Here is a 19,594-nt window from a genome sequence, read left to right as displayed (position 1 = left end):
ACCCGACGTTAATTTCCCGCTATGGTACCTATCAATTTATGAAAGCACAGCCAGACACGCTCGCAGGCTCACCCGTCGCGCGCTATTATCGCGCTAATGATCCCAAATGGCACTGGTTGGAAGCACGAGATTCGCCTGATGTTAGCGCATTTTTAGAAGCCGCCAACCAGCAGCAGGCCCAATGGTTTGCACCGCTGGCTCCGCTGGCCGAAACGCTCTATAAAAGCCATCTTGCGCGCCGTGAGCTTGCCGTCACCAGCCTTGAGACAGCGCTTGACCACTTTACGTTCTGGAGCGAGACCGGCGCCGACGATGATTACCCTCACTGGTGGCGTTTCCCAAACGGGCAACCGGCACAGCGTGAATGTTTTTTTGATGTTCAAGCCCGTGCTGCGGATGAAGAATTTTATGACATGGGCGATATGGCACTCTCTCCTGACGAGCAGTGGCTCGCCTGGACAGAGGACACACAAGGAGACGAGCGCTACACGCTTTGGATAAAATCGCTGCCCAGCGGCGAGCCTGTCTCTCTGCTCAGCGATATTGGTGCGGGCTTATGTTGGGCTGAAGACCAGACAGCAAGCTCGGCAACTCTCTTTTTTACTCGATTTGATGCAACCCAACGCCCTGACAGTATTTGGCAAGTATCGCTCCCTTTTAACGCACCTGCACAGCACTCAGCGCCTACTCTGGTGCTGCGTGAAAAGGACCCTGAGTTTTGGCTGGGCATTGGCAAAACCCGCTCGCGCCAGTGGTTACTGATCGAAAGCGGCTCGAAAGATACCAACGAGATTTACGCGCTGCCCGCGCATCGGCCATCGGCCGTGCCACTCTGTGTGCAGCCCCGTCAATCCGGCGTTGAGTACACGATTGATCACCGGCCAGGCACCTTTTACCGCGTCCATAACCAGACAAGCGCGCATTTTCAGCTCGACTTCCTGGACGAACCAGCCCTGGGCAACCCTGAAGCACGCTGGCAGCCGCTTATTGCGCCGCGCGATGACACCACACTGGAAGGTATTGATGCGTTTTCCTGGGGGCTGATTATCGCAGAGCGCGACCATACCCAAGCGCAGGTAGTGCTGCGTCGCTGGGTGTTGGATGCACAGCATCATCGCTTGGTTGACGACTACCTTAGCCTGCCAGAGCAACCTTGTTCCCAATCACTTGAAGATGCGCCGCATTTTGACACCCAGGAATTACGCTTACGCGAGGAGTCCTTTACACAGCCCCCCAGCTGGTTTGCGCTTGATCTTGCCAGTGGCGAGCGAACACTCCTTAAGCGCGTTCCCGTTTATGGTGGTTTAACACCGGAGCAGTTGGTAAGCCGCCGAATATGGGCCACCAGCGCAGATGGCGAGCAAGTACCGGTCTCTATCGTAATGCGTGCGGACCTGGTCGGCGAGCCATTACCCACGCTACTTTATGGCTACGGTGCTTACGGGGAAGCGCTTGACCCGTGGTTTTCTATTGCCCGCCTGGAGTTGCTTGAACGCGGCGCCGCGTTTGCAGTTGCCCATGTGCGCGGCGGTGGCGAGCGGGGTGAACCCTGGTACTTGCAGGGTAAAATGGCGCATAAGGAGAATAGCTTTAACGACTTTCTGGCCGCGCGGGATGCGCTGGTGGAGTGCGGAGTAAGTGATCCTGCGCGAGTAGTCGCTTACGGCGCCAGCGCTGGCGGTTTATTGGTCGGCACGTGTGTTAATCGTGCTCCCAGGGCTTTTTGTGCCGCTGTGCTTGATGTGCCGTTTTTGGATGTCTTACGCACGATGCAAAACCCCGAACTTCCCCTAACCACCGCTGAGTACAGCGAATGGGGAAACCCCGAAACACCCGAAGTGGCCGAACGCATTCGTCACTACTCGCCCATGGACAATATAACGGCCCAAGAGTATCCCGCGCTTTGGATTGAAGGCAGTTGGTTTGATACACGGGTGAGCTACTGGGAGCCTGCCAAATATTACGCGCAAGTCACCCAACAGCAGCTAGGCAGCGCCCCTGTTTTGATGCATACCGATATGAGCAGCGGGCATGGCGGTGCATCCGGCCGATTTAAAGCGTGGCAAGATACCGCTAGGCAGGACGCGTTTATCCTTTGGGCATTGGGGTTAGCCGCCGATTTCAAGGATAGCGCCATCTAAGCAGCCCACTGCTTTAAACCTCCCACCGTTAGGCAGCCTTCGCGCTGCCTTTTATTTTTTTGAAAATACTTTCCACAAAAACCATTTTGCTTCATACTCAACTTTAGTCGAATGCTTTTATCTTTACTATTGGAGCAAGCAATGAAGCACCAGGACCACTTCCCAACCATTTGGGACATGCCGCTTAAGCAACCGTCCGCCAAGCCGAATAAAAACAGAGCAGCTAAAAACACAGCGGCTCAACCATCCTTGTTCAAAGGCATAATGCTTGCCTTAAGAAATATAGCCAAGCACAAGCCCGTCGCCTAACGATCACGTCAGGCTGGATATTTGTGTGGACCGGCTTAATGTCGTCAAAAAGGAGAGGGCTGGGGCTGCCACTTGCAGGATGGTTACTTACATGGGCAGTACAGCAATAATGTGGGATTCAAGTTCTCGTTCAGGCACATCATCCTGAGAGACCGCAAAGCTACGCACGCTGATGCCTTTACGGTGCACGCGCTCGGCATCATTACTCAGCAACGGATGCCAGCCAGCTAATTTCCGCCCTTCGGATACTCGGCGATACGCGCACGAAGCGGGCAGCCAGGTAAACTCTTTTACCAGTGCAGGCGTCAGTTGGGTGCAGTCAGGCACACTATCAAAGCGATTCGGGTAATCACTGCATTGGCAGCTTTGAATATCCAGCAGGCGGCAGGCGACGTTCAAGACAGCCAGCTCCTGCGTTTCATCATCATGTAGCTTTAACAGGCAACACTGCCCGCAGCCATCGCAAAGTGCCTCCCACTCTTGCGGGGTAAGCTCTTCCAGCGTGTAACGCTCCCAAAAGCGCTCGCGCATTCCGGTTTCCATCCTTACTCCTCTTGCGGGTTATACGCGTAATTTACAGCCCCATCGCTGCTTAACGTGGCGCTTAACGCTGGCCATAGCGAATGATAATCCGCTTCCAGTAAACGATAGTCGCTTTGCAGCCAAGGGATGAGTTCAGCAAGCCGATTTGGTCCTGACAAGCGCTGACCAAGACCCGCAACTGCCTTGCAGGTAAAATCAAAATCGGCGTAATTTCTTAGCCAATCGTGCTTGATCATAAAGGGCATCATCGCCTCCAGCCGATTGGGCGCCGGTCTCGCTGACAACAGGCGATAACAGCGCTCTACCATTTGCTGCTGCTCAAGCAAGCCGGCCTTATCTCGCGCTAAAAAATGATCCCACACAATATCCAGCGCAATACCAGCGTAGCGTCGCTTATCTGCAGGCGCCCGATGTTTCGCATTTAGCACGCTTGGATGCTGGTCGACCCAGGCATCCACTTTACGGTGATGCTGTATGCCGCTCGCGACATCCGCTGGCCAATCACCCAGATGGCTACCTTTAACACCATCGGCAATCAGGTTGCCGTAAAGAAAATCATCACTCCCTTCACAGGCAAGCCAGGCATGGGCCAGGAAATTCACGGTAGCGGCTACTGCGCCGCATCGCGCGCGTTTAATTGCGCGCGATGTACATCAAGCAAGTAATCCTCTTTTGCAGGCGGCATCTGCAGATAAAAGCCCTGCTCATCAATAGCGGCTATAACGTCATCCACATTTACTCGGGCCAGTTTTTTATCGGCGGTGAGAATCATGGTGAATACCGCGACGGGCTTTCCAAACGTTGCGAGCAGCGCCTCAGGAACGGGCGTGAGCCCTTTGCGCTTATCAACGTATAAATACATTTCATCTTTTCGCGAGCTTTTAAAAATCTCACAAAGCAGCTTGTCACTCATTTAGACAACTCCTTTAATGCCTGCTCAAGCTCATCGGCCAAACATTCGCCCCGCCATCCTTGTGGCAGAGTTAACGGCTGGCTTGCCATGTCCTGCATGACCAACGCCTCAATATCACGGCGGCGCATCAACACTTCAGACGCCATGCCAAGCCCGGCCGCTTTCGTGTTAATAACGGATTTTAGGGCTTTGAAACGTTGTTTAAAGGCGGGCTGCATCGGGTCCGGCCAGCGCGCCAACAGCTCATTTTCGTCGCAGTGCTGGGCCTTTTTAACCATTGCCAATAGCGTGTCGCCCTCTTTTTTGACCAACGCTGGCTTAAAGCCTTCCACCTCGGCCAACTCATAGCGATTTTTCGGCATGGCGTCAGCAGCTGCAAACAGCAACTTGTCACTAATAAGCCAATTGCGCGGCAAATTACGCCGCCGTGTTTCGCCTTCCCGCCAAATGGTCATCAGCCGATAAGCCTCTAATTGGCGCGGATCAAGCCGCCATAGCTGACGGTGACGGGCGTACCACTGGCCATCCGCTTCAACGCTGCGCCCGGCCTGTTCGATCAAACTGGCACACTCTTCATGCAGCCATTGGCCGCGGCCTAACCCTTCCAGTCGTTCAGCCTGATGCGCCCATACTTGAAGCAGGTAAATAACATCCAACGCCGCATAGTCACACTGAGAGGGCGTCAAAGGCCGCTCTAGCCAGTTGGAGCGCGTCTCCTCTTTGGGCAGCGTTTCGCCTATCCAAAACTCCACCAGCTTTTGATACCCCATCGAGGGCACTTCACCGAGAAACCCTTGAGCAACCTGCGTATCCACCAATGGCGTTGGTAACACCCCGGCCCAATGCTGAAAAACTTCTAAATCTTCACTACACGCATGCAGCAGTTTAATGGCGCTATTTTGCAGTAACTGCCGAAAGGCAGGCGTGCAGGACGTGGCCAGCGGGTCAACCAAGTACGCAACGTCCCCGGCAGCAAATTGAATTAATGCAGGGACGGGGAAAAACGTGTTTTCACGGAAAAACTCTGTATCCAGCGCGATGACAGGGGCGTTGGCCACTTGTGCGCAGGCCGCGTCAAGCGCCTCGGGGCTGTCAATCCACTGGTATACGGGGGAGGCTAGAGAAGACAAAGCATACTTCCAGGTTGCTACAACCGCGATTGCGCTTGCAATGTTGATGGGTTAATCGCTGGTAAAGGGCTGTCGGCCATTAAACGCACGGCTTAAGGTACCGCCATCGACATACTCAAGCTCACCACCCATAGGCACACCATAAGCTAAACGTGAAAACTTCACGCCGTAGTGGGCCAATTGAGCGGCGATATAGTGCGCGGTTGCTTCACCTTCGACGGTTGGGTTGGTCGCCAGTACAATTTCTTCGATATGGCCTTCTGCTACACGCGTTTCCAACTGCTCAAGCCCAATCGCGTCAGGACCGATACCATCCAAAGGCGACAAGTGCCCATGAAGCACAAAATAGCGGCCCTGAAAGCCACCCGCTTCCTCAATCGCCAGCTGATCAGCGGGTGACTCAACCACACACAATAAGGCATCGTCGCGGCGAGGCGTTTCGCATATCGCGCAAATATCAGCTTCGGTCAGCGTGCGACAGCGCTGACAGTAGCCGACCTCGTCAATCGCTTTTTGAATGACCGAAGCAAGACGCTGACCGCCTGCCCGCTCACGCTCAAGCAAATGCATTGCCATACGCTGGGCCGTCTTCGGCCCAACCCCTGGCAACACACGAAACGCATCCATCAGTTGTTCAATAAGAGGAGAAAATCGCATTACTTAGAACGGCATCTTGAAACCAGGCGGCAGGTTCAATCCAGCCGTTGCTTCTTCCATCCGAGCTTTAGAGTTTGTTTCAACTTTACGTACAGCATCATTCACCGCGGCGGCTAAAAGATCTTCAAGCAGCTCTTTATCTTCTTCCATTACGCTTGGATCGATGCTGACCTGACTCACGTCATGGCGTCCGTTCATGGTGACTTTAACCATGCCTGCGCCGGCTTCACCGTATACTTCTGACTGAGCGGCTTCTTCCTGAATGCGCTGCATTTTTTCCTGCATCTCTTGGGCTTGCTTCATCAAGTTGCCCATTCCACCTTTCAACATGGTGTGCTCTCCTGGCTAATTAAAGACGGGGTTGTTAAAAAACGAGTATCCGGTGCAATGCTAACGCTTGGCGGCCGCGGGCTTGACGGTTGATTCTATCAGCGTCGCACCAAACGCCTGCTGTAACTTCTGTATATTGGGATCGTGGTTCAAGAGATCAACAGCCTGCGCATGCTGCTCTTGATTCAACCGCTCTTCACGCTGACGCGGTGTCTCACTCTGTGTCGACAGCTCGGCCACCACGAATTCGACCCGGCGCGGCACCCCTTGTTCACTTAATGCGCGCTCGATGCGCGTTTTATGAATCTCTGCCTGCATGGCCGCCTGACTTGGATCCAGGCGCAGCGTCAACGTATTGCCATCGTCGCTCTCCAGCAGACAGTTCGCCGCCAAACTGCGCGTTAAGCCGCCCAAGCCTAAAGAATCAAAGCATAGCAGCCATTTTGCATGGTCCAGCACTTCATTGCCGACGTCAGCGATGGGCGCTGTCTGCCCAGGGGCTGGCACGGCTTCTGACTCAGAGGTTGATACCGGCGCTGAAGCCAACACAGCCTCTGAAGCGGGTGCTTTGCGAACACTTGGCGAAGGCACTTCCGCTTGGCCGCTTTCATGTGCTTCGGCTTGCTCTACGTCATCAAGCGACCATGGCGGCGGCATTGGGCTATCCGCAGAAGGCACCTCGTTACCGCCTACCTTAAAGCCCGTTGAATCCATTTGCATAGCAGGACTATCGCCAGGTGCTTCCCCTTCAACACGTGTATCAGACGCTGGCTGCTGGGCATGTTTTTTTTCGAGCTCTGCTTGCGGCGTGTCTATATAGTCTGTGTCTGCCTTTGGCTGATCCCCAGTCCCTGGTACGGGAGCAGCGGGTAAAGAGCTAACCGCAGACGCGGCAGACGTTTCGGGCGCTGGTTGAACATAATTGCTGGCCGAGGCTGAAGCAGGTGGCTGAGGCGCCGTACTGGCTGGCGCTGCGCCCTGCCCCATGCTTTGACTGCCCTCCGACCCTGTTGGCTCAGCACGCAGCGGTAGCGGCGTGCGGGGCGGCTTGGGCACGCCCTGCGGCCGGAACGCCAGCATGCGCAGTAGCGTCATTTCCAGCGCACTGCGCAAGTCAGGCGCGTGTGCCATATCGCCTCGGCCTTGAAGCCCTATCTGGTAGTAGAGCTGAATATCTTCAGCGGTAAAGCGGCTGGCGAGCTGTAAAATAGCCTCTCGATCACCATGACTGTTATTCACGGCGTCCGGCACCATTTGGGCAACGGCGAGACGGTGCAAAATAGCCGACAGCTCGTCTAGCACGGCAGCAAAATCAGGGCCCTGTTCTGCCAACTGTGCTACTTCAGCCAGCAGTTGCTGCACATCTACATCCGCCAGCGCGCTTACCAGCGCTAAAATATGCCGGTGATCCAGGGTTCCCAGCATCGCCGCTACATCGGCATGACGGACGGCGCCCTGCCCAAAGGCAATCGCCTGGTCGGTCAGGCTCATGGCATCACGCATTGAGCCTTCAGCTGCTTTGCCTAATAGCCATAGCGCGCTTTCATCGAAGGCCACGCCCTCTTCACCCAGTACATAGGTGAGATGCTCAACAACTCGCTCAGGCGGCATGTGTTTAAGCGTGAACTGAAGGCAGCGCGACAGCACCGTTGCAGGCAGCTTTTGCGGATCAGTAGTGGCAAGCAGAAACTTAACGTGAGGAGGCGGCTCTTCCAGCGTTTTCAATAGCGCGTTAAAACTGCTGGTTGAAAGCATGTGCACCTCATCAATCAGGTACACCTTGTAACGCCCTTGGGTGGGCGCGTACTGCACGTTATCCAGTAATTCGCGGGTATCTTCTACCTTGGTGCGCGACGCCGCATCGACTTCGATCAAGTCGACAAAACGCCCTTCATCAATGGCTACGCAGCTATCGCACTGACCACACGGTGTTGAGGTAATGCCCTCATCGCCGCGCCCGTTAGCTGTGCAGTTCAAGCATTTGGCCAATATGCGGGCAAGTGTGGTTTTACCGACACCGCGGGTGCCGGTAAATAAATAGGCGTGGTGAAGACGCCCCTGGTCAAGCGCATTGACCAAGGCGCGCTGAACATGGGCCTGACCCACGAGTTCGTGGAATGTACGTGGTCGCCACTTGCGGGCCAGAACCTGATAGCTCATTGAGCAATACTTCCTTCGGCGGGCTGTCCTGATGATGCATCTTTCAATAACAGCAGGTGCCACAATGCGTGATAAAACGCCATTCTAGCGGCTACGCCGCAGCCCGCCAACCGCCCGAGCGGGGAACTCGGGCGTTATCGTTAGGCGTTATCTGCACCGTCTTCCGCACCTGCCCGCTGGGCAGCTTCTTTAACCAGCTTTTCGAGCTCGCCGTTTTGATGCATTTCCACGACGATATCGCAGCCACCGACCAGCTCACCTTCAACCCACAGCTGCGGGAAAGTAGGCCAATTGGCGATTTTAGGCAGCTCAGCACGGATATCCGGGTTATCCAAAATATTAACGAACGCAAAGCGCTCACCGCAGTTCATCAAGGCCTGGACCGTCTGGGCTGAGAAGCCACACTGCGGCAGCTGAGGCGAGCCTTTCATGTAAAGCAAAATGGGATTTTCGCTAATTTGACGCTGAATATTTTCGGCTGTTGTGCTCATAAAAGTACTCCTTAAGTAAAGAACTAGCGCAACGAAGGTCAGTATACGCACGAAATAAACCGTAGATCACCCAGGCGCCTGACGCCTGCCTTAATACCTGAGTACGGTACTCGGCCTTAATCTTTGGAGGCCATTCTACGCGTGCCGTTCGCGTTGCGCATCCCCCGCCGCCTCGCTAGGATGGTGTTTTTACGCGGAGAGAAGCAACCATGGCGACACGCCATTTCCTTACCCTGCTGGATTTGACGCCTGATGAACTGAGTTATTTGATTCAGCGTGCCATTAAAATTAAAACAGATCTTAAAGCCAACGGGCCGGAGTATGCGCCGCTGGCGAACCGAACGCTGGCGATGATCTTTGAAAAATCGTCGACACGTACACGCGTATCGTTTGAAACCGGCATGGCGCAATTTGGCGGGCACGCGCTGTTCTTATCTCCGCGCGACACTCAGTTAGGGCGCGGCGAGCCAATCGAAGACACCGCTCGCGTGCTTTCCGAGATGGTCGATGCCGTTATGATCCGCACCTTCTCTCATGCGGGCCTTGAAACCTATGCCAGCGCCAGCAGCGTTCCCGTCATTAACGCGTTAAGCGATGACTATCACCCCTGCCAGCTACTGGCCGATGTGATGACCTGGACCGAGCTACGCGGAAGCGTTAAGGGCCGCACCGCCGTCTGGATTGGCGACGGCAACAACATGTGTCACTCGTGGATTAACGCGGCGCGCCAGTTTGATTTCCATCTTCGCATTTGCTGCCCGAAAGGCTACGAACCACGCGCCGACATCATGGAGGCCGCTGGGGATCATGTCACACTAATGCACGACCCGCAGGCAGCCATTCAGGGCGTAGACCTGGTGACCACCGATGTTTGGGCGTCCATGGGTCAAGAGGAAGAGCAGGCCAAGCGTGAAGCGGATTTTTCCGGCTTCCAGGTCACAGAAACCATGCTGGATCAGGCGCAAAGCGATGTACTGTTCTTACACTGTCTGCCTGCACACCGTGGCGAAGAGATCAGCCATACGCTGCTTGATGACCCCCGCGCAGTGGTGTGGCAAGAAGCTGGAAACCGCTTGCACGCGCAAAAGGCGTTAATCGAGTTTTTACTGCTTGGCCAGGTTAGCGAATAAACCCGCATCAATAGCCACCAAAGAACCCTGTTTGGTGGCTATTGATATTGATGTTTTGCATCAGATGGCGAGTTTTAGGCAACTATCACCCAAGAGCCATTGATACACACATACGAAAAAGCCTCGCTATGAATAGCGAGGCTTTTTCGATTAATTCTGGTGGAGCCTAGCGGGATCGAACCGCTGACCTCAACACTGCCAGTGTTGCGCTCTCCCAGCTGAGCTAAGGCCCCAATGCCGTCGCCCTTACGGACTAAGCGAGGCGCATGCTATTATGAAACCGGACCAAGGTCAAGAACCCATTCAAATACGCATTTGCTAATTCTACTTTATAGTCAGCTGTGGCACTCTATGGGTCAGCGTCAGAGGCTACCTTCTGAGCCCACTATGTTTCCACGCAGGAGCCAGCCCCCTTGATCAACGTTCTAATCGCCGATGATCATCATCTGGTAAGAACCAGTATTGCTCATCTGCTAAATGAAGAGAGCGATATCAAAATTGTCGGTGAGGTCGACGATGGCGAAAGCGCAGTCACCCAGTGCCGTCATTTAAAACCGGACATTGTCCTGATGGACATACGCATGCCGGGGATAGGCGGGCTGGAAGCAACGCGCCGCATCCATCGTACGATGGAAGATATCAAGGTACTGATCTTAACGGCGCACATGGAAGACAGCGTACTACGCCGCATGTTGGAGGCTGGCGCATCAGGGTTTTTAAGCAAGGGCGCCGGCGCAACAGAAATGACCGATGCGATCCGCCAGGTATTTCATGGTCGTCGCTACGTCAGCCAAGAGATAGCCCAGCGCTTGGCCTTGTCTCACTTTACTAACGAAGACAACCCGTTTAGCCATCTCTCCCATCGCGAGCTACAAATTGCATTAATGATCGTCAACTGTCAGCGCGTTCAGGATATTTCTGACCGCTTGCATTTGAGTCCCAAAACCGTGAATACATACCGCTATCGGCTATTTGATAAACTTCAGGTGGCCACCGATGTCGAACTGACACACCTGGCACTACGTCATGGGCTAGTGGATGGCTTTGACGCCAGTCAGGGATAAACCTAACATCCTTAGCCACTCCTCGGCGTTCGATACGGTGCAATGACATTTAATGCAAAACAGTTTTTAAGCTCGGTAAGCACCTCCCCCGGCGTTTACCGTATGCTTGATGAACACAGCGATACGCTCTATGTAGGCAAAGCGAAACGCTTAAAAGCCCGCCTTGCCAGCTATTTTCGTGGCCAGCTGAACACTAAAACGCAGGCGATGGTGGCACGGATTGCGGATATTCAAATCACCGTAACCCGCAGCGAAACCGAGGCACTGCTCCTTGAGCAAACCCTGATCAAGGAGCTTCGCCCACCCTACAATATTTTATTACGGGATGATAAGTCCTACCCGTTTATCTTCGTCACCGACCGCCACAACTATCCCAGACTTGAATATAAACGCGCACGTCAACGGCGTGACGACGGCCGCTATTTGGGCCCCTATCCCAGCAGCGGCGCGGTACGCGAAAGCCTGTCACTCATGCAAAAAATCTTCCGCATTCGCAACTGCGAAGACAGTGTTTTTGCCCATCGCTCTCGTCCGTGCCTACAGCATCAAATCCAGCGCTGTAGCGCTCCTTGCGTAGACTACATTGCAGAAGAGGATTACCGCCGCGACGTTGAACACGCCGTTATGTGTCTGGAAGGCAAAAGTGAGCACGTAACCCAAGCGCTGACCGAGGCGATGGAAGCCGCCAGCCAAGACCTGGATTTTGAGGAGGCTGCCCGCTTCCGTGACCAGATACAGCAATTACGCCAGCTACAGCAGCGCCAGTTTGTCGATAACCAGAACGGCGATGCCGATATTTTCGCGCTCGCCCAACGGCCAGGCGCGCTAGGCGTTTCGGTGTTAAGCGTTCGCGATGGGCGCATGCTCGGCGCCCGCCACCATGCGCCCAAAAACGGTCTAGACCTTTCCCCAGAAACCCTACTGACCGAGGTGGTGAGCCAGTACTATTTTGGCCAGCCGCATAACGTGCCCAGTGAAGTCATTACCAGCCATGCGCTGGATGACAGCGACCTGATTGCCGAGGCGCTCACACAGCAAGCGGGCAAGCGTATTCGTGTGACAAGCCAGGTACGCGGGCATCGCGCCCAGTGGCAGCAACTGGCGATGACCAATGCTGAGCAGCAGTTAGCGTCTCAATTGGCGAACCATACGCAGCTCACCCAACGCTTTGCAGCGCTTCAGAAAGCACTGGGCCTTGAATCCATGCCCGAACGGCTTGAGTGTTTCGATATCAGCCATAGCCAGGGTGAAGCCACCGTGGCCTCCTGCGTGGTCTTTGACCATCAAGGACCGCGCAAGAGCGACTATCGCCATTTCCGCATAGAAGGCGTGGCGGCGGGCGATGATTACGCCGCCATGCAGCAAGCGCTGACGCGAAGGCTGAAACGCGTAGAAAGCGGCGAAGCCATCGCCCCGGATATTTTGATTGTCGATGGCGGCAAAGGTCAGCTTAATATGGCCCGAGAGGTGCTCAACCAACTCGGCATTACCACGATCATTTTGCTAGGCGTTGCCAAAGGCACCACACGCAAAGCCGGGCTTGAGACACTCTTTTTGGAAACATCGGATAACCCACTTCCCTTGGATCCCGCGTCCCCTGCTCTGCACTTAATTCAGCATATCCGGGATGAATCGCACCGTTTTGCAATTGCAGGCCACCGAGCCCAGCGCGACAAGGCCAGGCGCACTTCTACTCTGCAAGACATTCCCGGCATTGGTCCTAAACGGCGCCGTGAGTTGTTACGTTTTTTTGGCGGATTGCAAGGTGTGCAGAAAGCGAGCCGCGCCGAGCTGGCAAGAGTCCCTGGCATTAGCGCCGCACTTGCAGAGAGTATTTATTTGGCCCTGAATGGATAAACCACCATTGGGCATAGATGCTAGTCGCTAAGGCGGATAGAATAGCCTTTACTACATTTCGAATTTAATGACTCTCCGGTAAGGATCGCCAGTCGCGATGAATATACCCAACGTACTTACACTGGCAAGAGTTGCCTTTATTCCCTTGCTCGTTGTGCTGTTCTACTTGCCTTTTAATTGGAGCATGCCGCTGGCGGCTGGCCTTTTTGCGCTAGCCTCGATGACCGATTGGCTAGATGGCTATTTGGCCCGCCGCTGGAATCAGTCAACACCCTTTGGCGCTTTCTTAGACCCAGTGGCCGACAAACTAATGGTCGTTGTGGCACTCGCGCTGCTGATTGAGCGCTACGACACACTCATTCTGACCTTGCCTGCGCTTGTCATTATTGGCCGTGAAATCGTCATATCGGCCCTGCGCGAATGGATGGCAGAAATGGGCAAGCGGGGTTTGGTCGCGGTTTCCTGGATAGGCAAGCTTAAAACCACGCTCCAGATGGTGGCCCTGCTGATCCTTTTGGCGCTGCCGCCCACACACGAGATCGCCCTACTGGGTGTGGTAGTGCTGTACGTCGCTGCGGCCTTAACGCTTTGGTCCATGATCCAATATTTAAAGGCTGCCTGGCCGCACCTTAGCCGCTCCATGTAAGCAGTTGATTCCTCGAAGGGGATGTTTGCATCATTGATGATTGACAACCGCTCAACGATGCGTATAATTCGCCCTCGAGTCGAGCGGGAATAGCTCAGTGGTAGAGCATCGCCTTGCCAAGGCGAGGGTCGAGAGTTCGAATCTCTTTTCCCGCTCCAACTTGGATTGTGCGGCAAGCAGGTTAGGTCGAGAGCTGGAACGCCAGCCCGGTCGAATCTATCTTCCCACTCCATCGACTCTTTAGGCTGGATGGCAGAGTGGTTATGCAGCGGACTGCAACTCCGTGTACGCCGGTTCGATTCCGACTCCAGCCTCCACTTTTGTGTTAAGTGCAACGATACACCAATTGCACTGCCCGGATGGCGAAATTGGTAGACGCAAGAGACTTAAAATCTCTCGGAGGTAACTCCGTGCCGGTTCAAGTCCGGCTCCGGGCACCATTGTTTTTATCTCCCCCTATGACTTTATTATCTGCGAGATCATTTTGATCGACGCGGATTTTTTTGCGTCTATACATCGTCAACGGCTAATGACTACGCGATGCACTTACCTTTTATGCGCCATAGCGCCAGATAGCAAAAACAAGGAGCGGGCCGCATGAGCACGCCAACAACGGATGTATTAATTATTGGCGGCGGCGTCGCCGGGTTAACCCTCGCCCTGGACATTGCCGACCACCTGTCGGTGACACTGGTAAATCCAGCCCACAATGATAAAGGCGCCAGTCGATGGGCCCAGGGTGGCATTGCAGCGGTGCTCTCCCCCGAAGACAACCTAGGAGCGCATATTCGTGACACACTTGTCGCTGGTGACGGGTTATGTGATGAGCAGGCTGTACGTTTTACCGTTACCCACGGCCCGGCGGCCATCCAATGGTTAATTGATCAAGGGGTACACTTTACCCCGGACCCCGCCCCTGACGCTTGCTATCCGTATCACCTGACCCGTGAAGGCGGCCATAACGCCCGGCGTATTATTCATGCCGACGACGCCACGGGGCGCGCTGTGGTAGACACCCTGCAAGACAAAGTCGCCGCGCATGCCAATATTACCCTGCGCCGCGATATCACTATTTTAGGGTTACTCCAAAACTGCCACGGGCACTGCACAGGTGCCTATGGCGTCGATACAGAGCGACAACGGCAAACACTCACCGCGACTTACACCACGCTAGCCACCGGTGGCGCTAGCGGCCTTTATCGCCATACCACAACCCCTACCCCCGGTAGCGGCGAAGGCATGATGATGGCTGCGGAGCTTGGCGCGCGATTAATGAACCTGGAGTTCCAGCAGTTTCACCCGACCAGCCTGTATGATCCTGACGGCCCCGCGTTTTTAATTAGCGAAGCGGTACGTGGCGAAGGTGGTTACTTGCTCAATGAAGCCGGTGAGCGGTTTATGCCAGCCATTGATCCTCGCGCAGAACTTGCTCCCAGGGACGTTGTTGCGCGAGCCATCGATGCTCAAATTCAGCAAGGCACCCAAGGGCACGTATGGCTGGATATCCGCCACCTTGGTGAAAAAGCTATTCACCACCACTTCCCAACCATTTTGGCACACTGCGCCTCGCGCGGGGTTGATATCACCCAACAACCCATCCCTGTCGTCCCCGCCGCCCATTATAGCTGCGGGGGCATTGCCACCGATCATCAGGGCGCGACAGGCATACCGGGGCTTTATGCAGTCGGTGAAGCTGCCTGTACCGGCCTACATGGTGCCAACCGCATGGCCAGCAACTCACTATTGGAGTGCCTGGTGTATGCGCGTAGCTGTGCAAGCGCACTTCGAGAACAACATCTCAACGAATGGCACACGCCGCCCATTACGCCCCTACCACCGTCCGCCCGGTTATTAAGCGTTGAAGAGCAGGACCTACTGGCTCAATGGCGCCACGAGCTACGAACCACGATGAGCCAACAGGTGTCGATTGTACGCAGCAACTCAGGATTAGCTGCCGCCCATGAGCAGTTGGCGTTATTGGATAAGCGTTTGGAACGCTTAGGAGCCGGCCAGTTTCAACCTGAGTACATGCAGTTACGTCAAGCAATCAGGCTGGCTCAACTAACCGTTATCGCTGCATCGAAACGGCATGAATCACGCGGGTTACATTACTCTATGGATTGGCCATCTCACCTTCCCGCCCCTGCGGTTTCTTGTTTAACGCTGGCGGATTTAATGCCCGGCACGGTGGTATAAGCGGCGCAACAAACGGTGATGATGACGAGAGAAACTATCGGGCCACAGCCAGAGCCGCTGTGGCCCCACCCACAAGCCCACCAACCAAGGCCCCAGGTAATCACAGCGAACCACCACTTCATCGCTCAGCTCTCCATAGGGCTTTCGCCAACGGCCATAAATAGCCGTATCACGCTTGCTTAGATAAAGCACGCCATGGACTTGCCTATGGAGAGTACGCCATAGCAAAAGGCTGATGACAAAGGTAATGCCGCTGCCTACCCAAAGCCCCAATACCCAGTAGCTCAACGAACAGAGCCCCATCGCCAAACCCGAGTGAAGCAGGCCTGCCGTTTTAGAGGGTACGATAGGCAGAATTATCGGTGTTTTCTGCATGCTCAACGATCATTTTCACCATATGCTTTAACGCTGGGTCTTCAGGCCATTCACGGTGCATGAGCCAAACAAACAAGTCTTGGTCTTCTTCTTCAATTAGGCGCTGATAAGTCAACTGCTCCTCTTCGCTCAGTGTGTCAAAGCGTTTTTCTAAAAACGGGATCAGCAACAGATCAAGCTCCCACATACCGCGACGCGAATGCCAGTAGAGTCGCTTACGTAGCACGGCTGCTGGGGATGTATCGTCGTTCAAGGTCAGCCTCTTTCATTGGTAAAAATGAAGCGTCAGTATACCTAAGCTAAAGGGTCGCGCCAGCGCCAAGCTTCGCCTATGCTGTTATTCAGTCTAGTACCTTGTTTTATCTGAATTGTTTAATATCAATTTGCACAGTATGCTGAATTCGAGGTTATCAAGGTCAGCCGCTATTATTAACGGCAGCCTTCACCGTTTACAGGGAGCCAACCGATGACAAAATCTGAACTAATCGAACAAATCGCGATGCGTCAACCGGAGCTATCCGCCAAAGACGTCGAGACGGCGGTACGTATTATACTGGATGATATGACGGACGCTCTTTCCAGCGGCGGTCGTGTAGAAATACGTGGCTTTGGCAGTTTCTCACTGCATTTCCGTGAGCCGCGTACTGGCCGCAACCCCAAAACGGGCGACCCGGTCGAGCTGGACGGTAAATATGTACCGCACTTTAAGCCCGGCAAAGAGCTGCGCGAACAGGTAGATGCCAGCCGTGCGCTGGGTTACTAACACAGAGCCCGAAGCCGCCATACTTTGATAATCTGTGACTGTGGGATGACGTCGCGCCAAGACTCATACACAATAGGGTCATACTGCGAACGTCACTGACTAGGAAACTCTCATGCGTTGGATTAAAGGGCTGATTCTCGCCATTATTTTGCTGGTTGTTTTACTGGTAGGCATCTTGTTTGCCGTCAACAATCAGCAAACCATTGCCTTGAATCTGATCTGGGTTGAACTCCCCCCCATCACACTCTCGGTATGGCTGCTGGCGACATTAACGTTTGGCGTCATACTCGGCATGCTCGCAATGATGGGGGTATACGTACGATTGAAAGCACGTCTTGCACGCAGCGAGCGCCATAACAAACAGCAGCGCAAAGAGCTTGATCGTTTACGCACCCAGGAGTTTAAGGAACTAGCGTAAATGCATGATGTCATGCTGCTAGGGCTACTATTGGTAGCGATTGCCATAGGCTTCGGGCTAGGTATTCGATACGCCGCCCGGCGCCACCGGCAAGCGCCAACAGCGCCGCCTTCTCAACTGTCGCGCGAATATTTCGTTGGGTTAAATTACCTGCTGAATGAGCAACCCGATGAAGCCATTAACACGTTTATCAGTGCACTTGATGTTAATAGCGATACGGTAGATACCCATATCGCGCTGGGTAAACTCTTTCGCACGCGTGGCGAGGCAGACAAAGCCGTCAGTATTCACCAAAACCTGCTTGCACGCCCGGCCCTATCGCATGGCACCAACGAGCGCATCCAGCTTGAGCTTGCGCGCGATTTTATAGCGCTAGGTGTTCATGACCGTGCCCAGAGACTGCTGCACTCGCTGCTTGAGCAATCCACCGACGATGATCGCCGCTATGCTGCCAAGCAGCTACTGGTGGATCTTCTGGAGCGCGAAAAGGAGTGGCAAACCGCTTTAGAGGTAATCCAACCCCTGCTAAAGCAGCACCCAGGTATGCGACGCCCAGCGTCACACTGGCTATGCGAGCTGGCCATAGAAGAGATCCAACAGTCCAGCCGTGCGCTCGCGAAAAAGCATCTAAAAAAAGCCTTACTGCTGGATGAACGTTGCATTCGCGCCACACTACTGTTGGCGGATCTTGAGATGGATAACGGCCACTATGGCCGCGCGATAGAACGTCTTGACCATATTCCTGAGCAGGATGCCGCGCATATCCCAACCATGCTGCCAACCCTTCAGCGGGCCTATGCGCGTAACGACGATATAGCAGGTCTGGAGAAGCACTTATACCGTCTACTGGGCCAGGCACCTTACACCAGCGTTATCGTGATGCTTGGCGAGCTTATTCACCAGCGGGATGGCGTGGATACCGCCATTGAGTTAACCGGAAACTGGCTACGTGATGCGCCGAGCCTTGGCGGGTTGGACTATCTGCTGGATCTGTATGTCGAAAGCCAGAAGCTAAGTGGAAGAGCGGCGCCGGACACTCGCTTATCACTGCTGAAATACCACACGGATGCGCTTTTAAAAGATCGTCCACGCCATCAATGCAGGCGCTGTGGTTTTACGAGTGATGCCCTTGCCTGGCAATGCCCCAGCTGCCGCCGCTGGGGCACTACCAAGCCGATTACCGGCGTAGAGGGCGAGTAAACAAACCCGCACACATATCGTGCTACTGAAGCTCTGCTTCGATAGCCGCCAGCGCCGCCATGGGGTCAGACGCCTGAGTAACAGGCCGCCCTATCACCAAATGTGTACTCCCTGCCTGCATCGCTTCGCTCGGCGTCATAATACGCTGCTGATCGTTAACGGCGGCAAAACTCGGCCGAATACCGGGCGTTACTTTTAAAAACGACTCACCACACACGGCCTTTAAATGTGACGCCTCTTGGGCTGAACATACAACGCCGTGCAGGCCGCTTTGTTGGGTCAACTGCGCCAAGCGCTCCACCTGTTCGGCGGGCGAAACGTTTAACCCCACTTCACACAGGTCGCTTTCCTGGAGGCTGGTTAATACGGTCACAGCGATAAGGTGCGTGTCTAAACCTTGGCTAACCAAACGCTCGGCGGCTGCCTCCATCATCTTGCGGCCACCGCTGGCGTGCACATTCACCATCCAGACGCCTTGCTCTGCTGCGGCCTGAACAGCCCCCGCCACCGTATTGGGAATATCATGAAACTTGAGGTCAAGGAACACGTCGAACCCGCGCCCATGCAGCGCTTCAAGGATAGCCGGGCCGCTGCGGGTATAAAGCTCTTTACCTACTTTTAAACGACACCGGGCGGGGTCTAGCTGGTCCGCCATGCACAAGGCGGCGTCAAGTGACGGGTAATCAAGCGCGATAATCAACGGGGATTCAGACACAACACTACTCCATACGCATTTTTAAGCATTATATCAGCCCAACACAAACCGTTTGTAAGCAATTTACTAACCCGTACAAGCGAAACTCCTACAAATAGTGTCCTACATCACTGACAACAATCAGGTAGCAAACGCGTTAAGTTAATTGAGGCACCCACTAATGCAGTGTTCGTTAGTACAGTGCCCGGTTGTGCTACTTTTCTTTATCGACAAAAGGAACAATACGCGTAATGAACATGACATTAAAAAGCTTGTTTGCCGCCCTGTTACTTAGTTTAAGTCTGGGATTATCCAGTAGCGCACTGGCTCAAGCCGTCGCGCCTATCAATGTTAATACCGCCAACGCCGAGCTGTTGAGCGAGCTTCCCGGCATTGGACCAAGCCGCGCTACCGCCATTATCGAAGAGCGTGATACCAAGGGAGAATTTGCAAGTATTGATGATTTAACGCGCGTCAGCGGCATCGGCGCAGCAACCGTAGATCGCATGCGCGACCAAATCGTACTCGAAGACTAAAGCCCTGAAGTAAGCCCTGCAGTAAGCCCTGCAACATAGCA

General features: G+C 54.3%; 21 protein-coding genes and 4 tRNA genes. 13 read left to right on the top strand and 12 right to left on the bottom strand.

The genetic code is table 11. The annotated features are described in order from the left end of the window. The first annotated feature begins 38 nt into the window (after nt 1–38). Nucleotides 39–2,141 carry a S9 family peptidase gene (locus tag ACT3TY_RS04620; RefSeq protein WP_444627488.1) on the top strand — a complete coding sequence of 701 codons (2,103 nt, stop codon included), beginning with the start codon at nt 39–41 and terminating at the stop codon, nt 2,139–2,141. A 396-nt stretch (nt 2,142–2,537) separates the two neighbouring features. On the opposite strand, the gene ACT3TY_RS04615 is transcribed toward ACT3TY_RS04620, so the two are convergent. From ACT3TY_RS04615 to grxD, 8 genes are all read right to left on the bottom strand, one after another. Beyond that, entirely contained in the window at nt 2,538–2,993 is a 456-nt protein-coding gene (locus ACT3TY_RS04615) for a YcgN family cysteine cluster protein (protein WP_172117064.1), read from the bottom strand. Nucleotides 2,994–2,995: 2 nt separating this feature from the next. Then, nucleotides 2,996–3,595 (bottom strand): ACP phosphodiesterase, encoded by a 600-nt coding sequence (locus ACT3TY_RS04610; RefSeq protein ID WP_441678753.1) that lies wholly within the window; start codon nt 3,593–3,595, stop codon nt 2,996–2,998. A gap of 8 nt (nt 3,596–3,603) precedes the next feature. Next, nucleotides 3,604–3,906, bottom strand: a complete 303-nt coding sequence (locus ACT3TY_RS04605; protein ID WP_193057112.1) for a YcgL domain-containing protein — start codon at nt 3,904–3,906, stop codon at nt 3,604–3,606. Further along, a complete protein-coding gene (gene rnd / locus ACT3TY_RS04600) occupies nt 3,903–5,036 on the bottom strand; it encodes a ribonuclease D (RefSeq protein ID WP_172117067.1) in 1,134 nt (377 codons plus the stop codon). The genes ACT3TY_RS04605 and rnd overlap by 4 nt, the downstream gene beginning before the upstream one ends. 51 nt (nt 5,037–5,087) lie before the next feature. Then, nucleotides 5,088–5,693: a recombination mediator RecR gene (gene recR, locus ACT3TY_RS04595; protein ID WP_172117068.1), complete on the bottom strand. Its 606-nt coding sequence runs from the start codon at nt 5,691–5,693 to the stop codon at nt 5,088–5,090. Between the two features lie 3 nt (nt 5,694–5,696). Then, on the bottom strand, nt 5,697–6,023 hold the full coding sequence (locus ACT3TY_RS04590; protein ID WP_172117069.1) for a YbaB/EbfC family nucleoid-associated protein: 327 nt from the start codon (nt 6,021–6,023) through the stop codon (nt 5,697–5,699). Nucleotides 6,024–6,083: 60 nt separating this feature from the next. Then, on the bottom strand, nt 6,084–8,183 hold the full coding sequence (dnaX, locus tag ACT3TY_RS04585) for a DNA polymerase III subunit gamma/tau (protein WP_444627471.1): 2,100 nt from the start codon (nt 8,181–8,183) through the stop codon (nt 6,084–6,086). A 140-nt stretch (nt 8,184–8,323) separates the two neighbouring features. Continuing rightward, nucleotides 8,324–8,674 carry a Grx4 family monothiol glutaredoxin gene (gene grxD, locus ACT3TY_RS04580; RefSeq protein ID WP_172117071.1) on the bottom strand — a complete coding sequence of 117 codons (351 nt, stop codon included), beginning with the start codon at nt 8,672–8,674 and terminating at the stop codon, nt 8,324–8,326. Nucleotides 8,675–8,883: 209 nt separating this feature from the next. Here grxD and argF point away from each other — a divergent pair, with 209 nt between their 5' ends. After that, nucleotides 8,884–9,804, top strand: coding sequence for an ornithine carbamoyltransferase (argF, locus tag ACT3TY_RS04575; protein ID WP_193057110.1), 921 nt, complete (start codon nt 8,884–8,886; stop codon nt 9,802–9,804). Between the two features lie 157 nt (nt 9,805–9,961). Here the strand turns inward: argF and ACT3TY_RS04570 are convergent. Beyond that, nucleotides 9,962–10,037, bottom strand: a tRNA-Ala gene (locus tag ACT3TY_RS04570). A 180-nt stretch (nt 10,038–10,217) separates the two neighbouring features. On the opposite strand from ACT3TY_RS04570, the gene uvrY reads away from it, so the two are divergent. The 7 genes from uvrY (at nt 10,218) to nadB (ending at nt 15,567) form a co-directional block, all read left to right on the top strand. Next, nucleotides 10,218–10,868 carry a UvrY/SirA/GacA family response regulator transcription factor gene (gene uvrY, locus ACT3TY_RS04565; protein ID WP_087106657.1) on the top strand — a complete coding sequence of 217 codons (651 nt, stop codon included), beginning with the start codon at nt 10,218–10,220 and terminating at the stop codon, nt 10,866–10,868. A 42-nt stretch (nt 10,869–10,910) separates the two neighbouring features. Beyond that, nucleotides 10,911–12,725: an excinuclease ABC subunit UvrC gene (uvrC, locus tag ACT3TY_RS04560; RefSeq protein WP_441678761.1), complete on the top strand. Its 1,815-nt coding sequence runs from the start codon at nt 10,911–10,913 to the stop codon at nt 12,723–12,725. A 97-nt stretch (nt 12,726–12,822) separates the two neighbouring features. Next, nucleotides 12,823–13,371, top strand: a complete 549-nt coding sequence (gene pgsA, locus ACT3TY_RS04555) for a CDP-diacylglycerol--glycerol-3-phosphate 3-phosphatidyltransferase (RefSeq protein ID WP_087106661.1) — start codon at nt 12,823–12,825, stop codon at nt 13,369–13,371. Between the two features lie 83 nt (nt 13,372–13,454). Then, nucleotides 13,455–13,529, top strand: a tRNA-Gly gene (locus ACT3TY_RS04550). An 85-nt stretch (nt 13,530–13,614) separates the two neighbouring features. Continuing rightward, nucleotides 13,615–13,688 (top strand) — tRNA-Cys (locus tag ACT3TY_RS04545). Between the two features lie 36 nt (nt 13,689–13,724). Next, nucleotides 13,725–13,811, top strand: a tRNA-Leu gene (locus tag ACT3TY_RS04540). A gap of 157 nt (nt 13,812–13,968) precedes the next feature. Further along, entirely contained in the window at nt 13,969–15,567 is a 1,599-nt protein-coding gene (gene nadB / locus ACT3TY_RS04535; RefSeq protein ID WP_444627470.1) for an L-aspartate oxidase, read from the top strand. Here nadB and ACT3TY_RS04530 read toward each other — a convergent pair. Both ACT3TY_RS04530 and ACT3TY_RS04525 read right to left on the bottom strand, forming a co-directional pair. Next, nucleotides 15,544–15,942 (bottom strand): hypothetical protein, encoded by a 399-nt coding sequence (locus tag ACT3TY_RS04530; RefSeq protein ID WP_226912177.1) that lies wholly within the window; start codon nt 15,940–15,942, stop codon nt 15,544–15,546. The genes nadB and ACT3TY_RS04530 overlap by 24 nt on opposite strands. After that, a complete protein-coding gene (locus ACT3TY_RS04525) occupies nt 15,902–16,195 on the bottom strand; it encodes an FAD assembly factor SdhE (protein WP_087106665.1) in 294 nt (97 codons plus the stop codon). The genes ACT3TY_RS04530 and ACT3TY_RS04525 overlap by 41 nt, the downstream gene beginning before the upstream one ends. A 213-nt stretch (nt 16,196–16,408) precedes the next feature. Here ACT3TY_RS04525 and ACT3TY_RS04520 point away from each other — a divergent pair, with 213 nt between their 5' ends. From ACT3TY_RS04520 to lapB, 3 genes are all read left to right on the top strand, one after another. Next, a complete protein-coding gene (locus ACT3TY_RS04520; RefSeq protein WP_087106667.1) occupies nt 16,409–16,705 on the top strand; it encodes an integration host factor subunit beta in 297 nt (98 codons plus the stop codon). A gap of 112 nt (nt 16,706–16,817) precedes the next feature. Further along, a complete protein-coding gene (locus ACT3TY_RS04515) occupies nt 16,818–17,123 on the top strand; it encodes a lipopolysaccharide assembly protein LapA domain-containing protein (protein ID WP_087106669.1) in 306 nt (101 codons plus the stop codon). Next, complete coding sequence (lapB, locus tag ACT3TY_RS04510; RefSeq protein WP_444627469.1) at nt 17,124–18,323, top strand: lipopolysaccharide assembly protein LapB; 1,200 nt, start codon at nt 17,124–17,126, stop codon at nt 18,321–18,323. Between the two features lie 22 nt (nt 18,324–18,345). Here the strand turns inward: lapB and pyrF are convergent, their stop codons facing one another. Further along, entirely contained in the window at nt 18,346–19,038 is a 693-nt protein-coding gene (gene pyrF, locus ACT3TY_RS04505; RefSeq protein ID WP_441678769.1) for an orotidine-5'-phosphate decarboxylase, read from the bottom strand. Between the two features lie 230 nt (nt 19,039–19,268). On the opposite strand from pyrF, the gene ACT3TY_RS04500 reads away from it, so the two are divergent. Continuing rightward, a complete protein-coding gene (locus tag ACT3TY_RS04500) occupies nt 19,269–19,553 on the top strand; it encodes a ComEA family DNA-binding protein (RefSeq protein ID WP_172117079.1) in 285 nt (94 codons plus the stop codon). Nucleotides 19,554–19,594: the final 41 nt, after the last annotated feature.

Origin of the sequence: Halomonas sp. AOP22-C1-8 (assembly GCF_052378905.1) — a bacterium.
Taxonomy (GTDB): domain Bacteria; phylum Pseudomonadota; class Gammaproteobacteria; order Pseudomonadales; family Halomonadaceae; genus Vreelandella; species Vreelandella citrativorans.
This window is presented reverse-complemented; position numbering and strand designations above follow the sequence as displayed.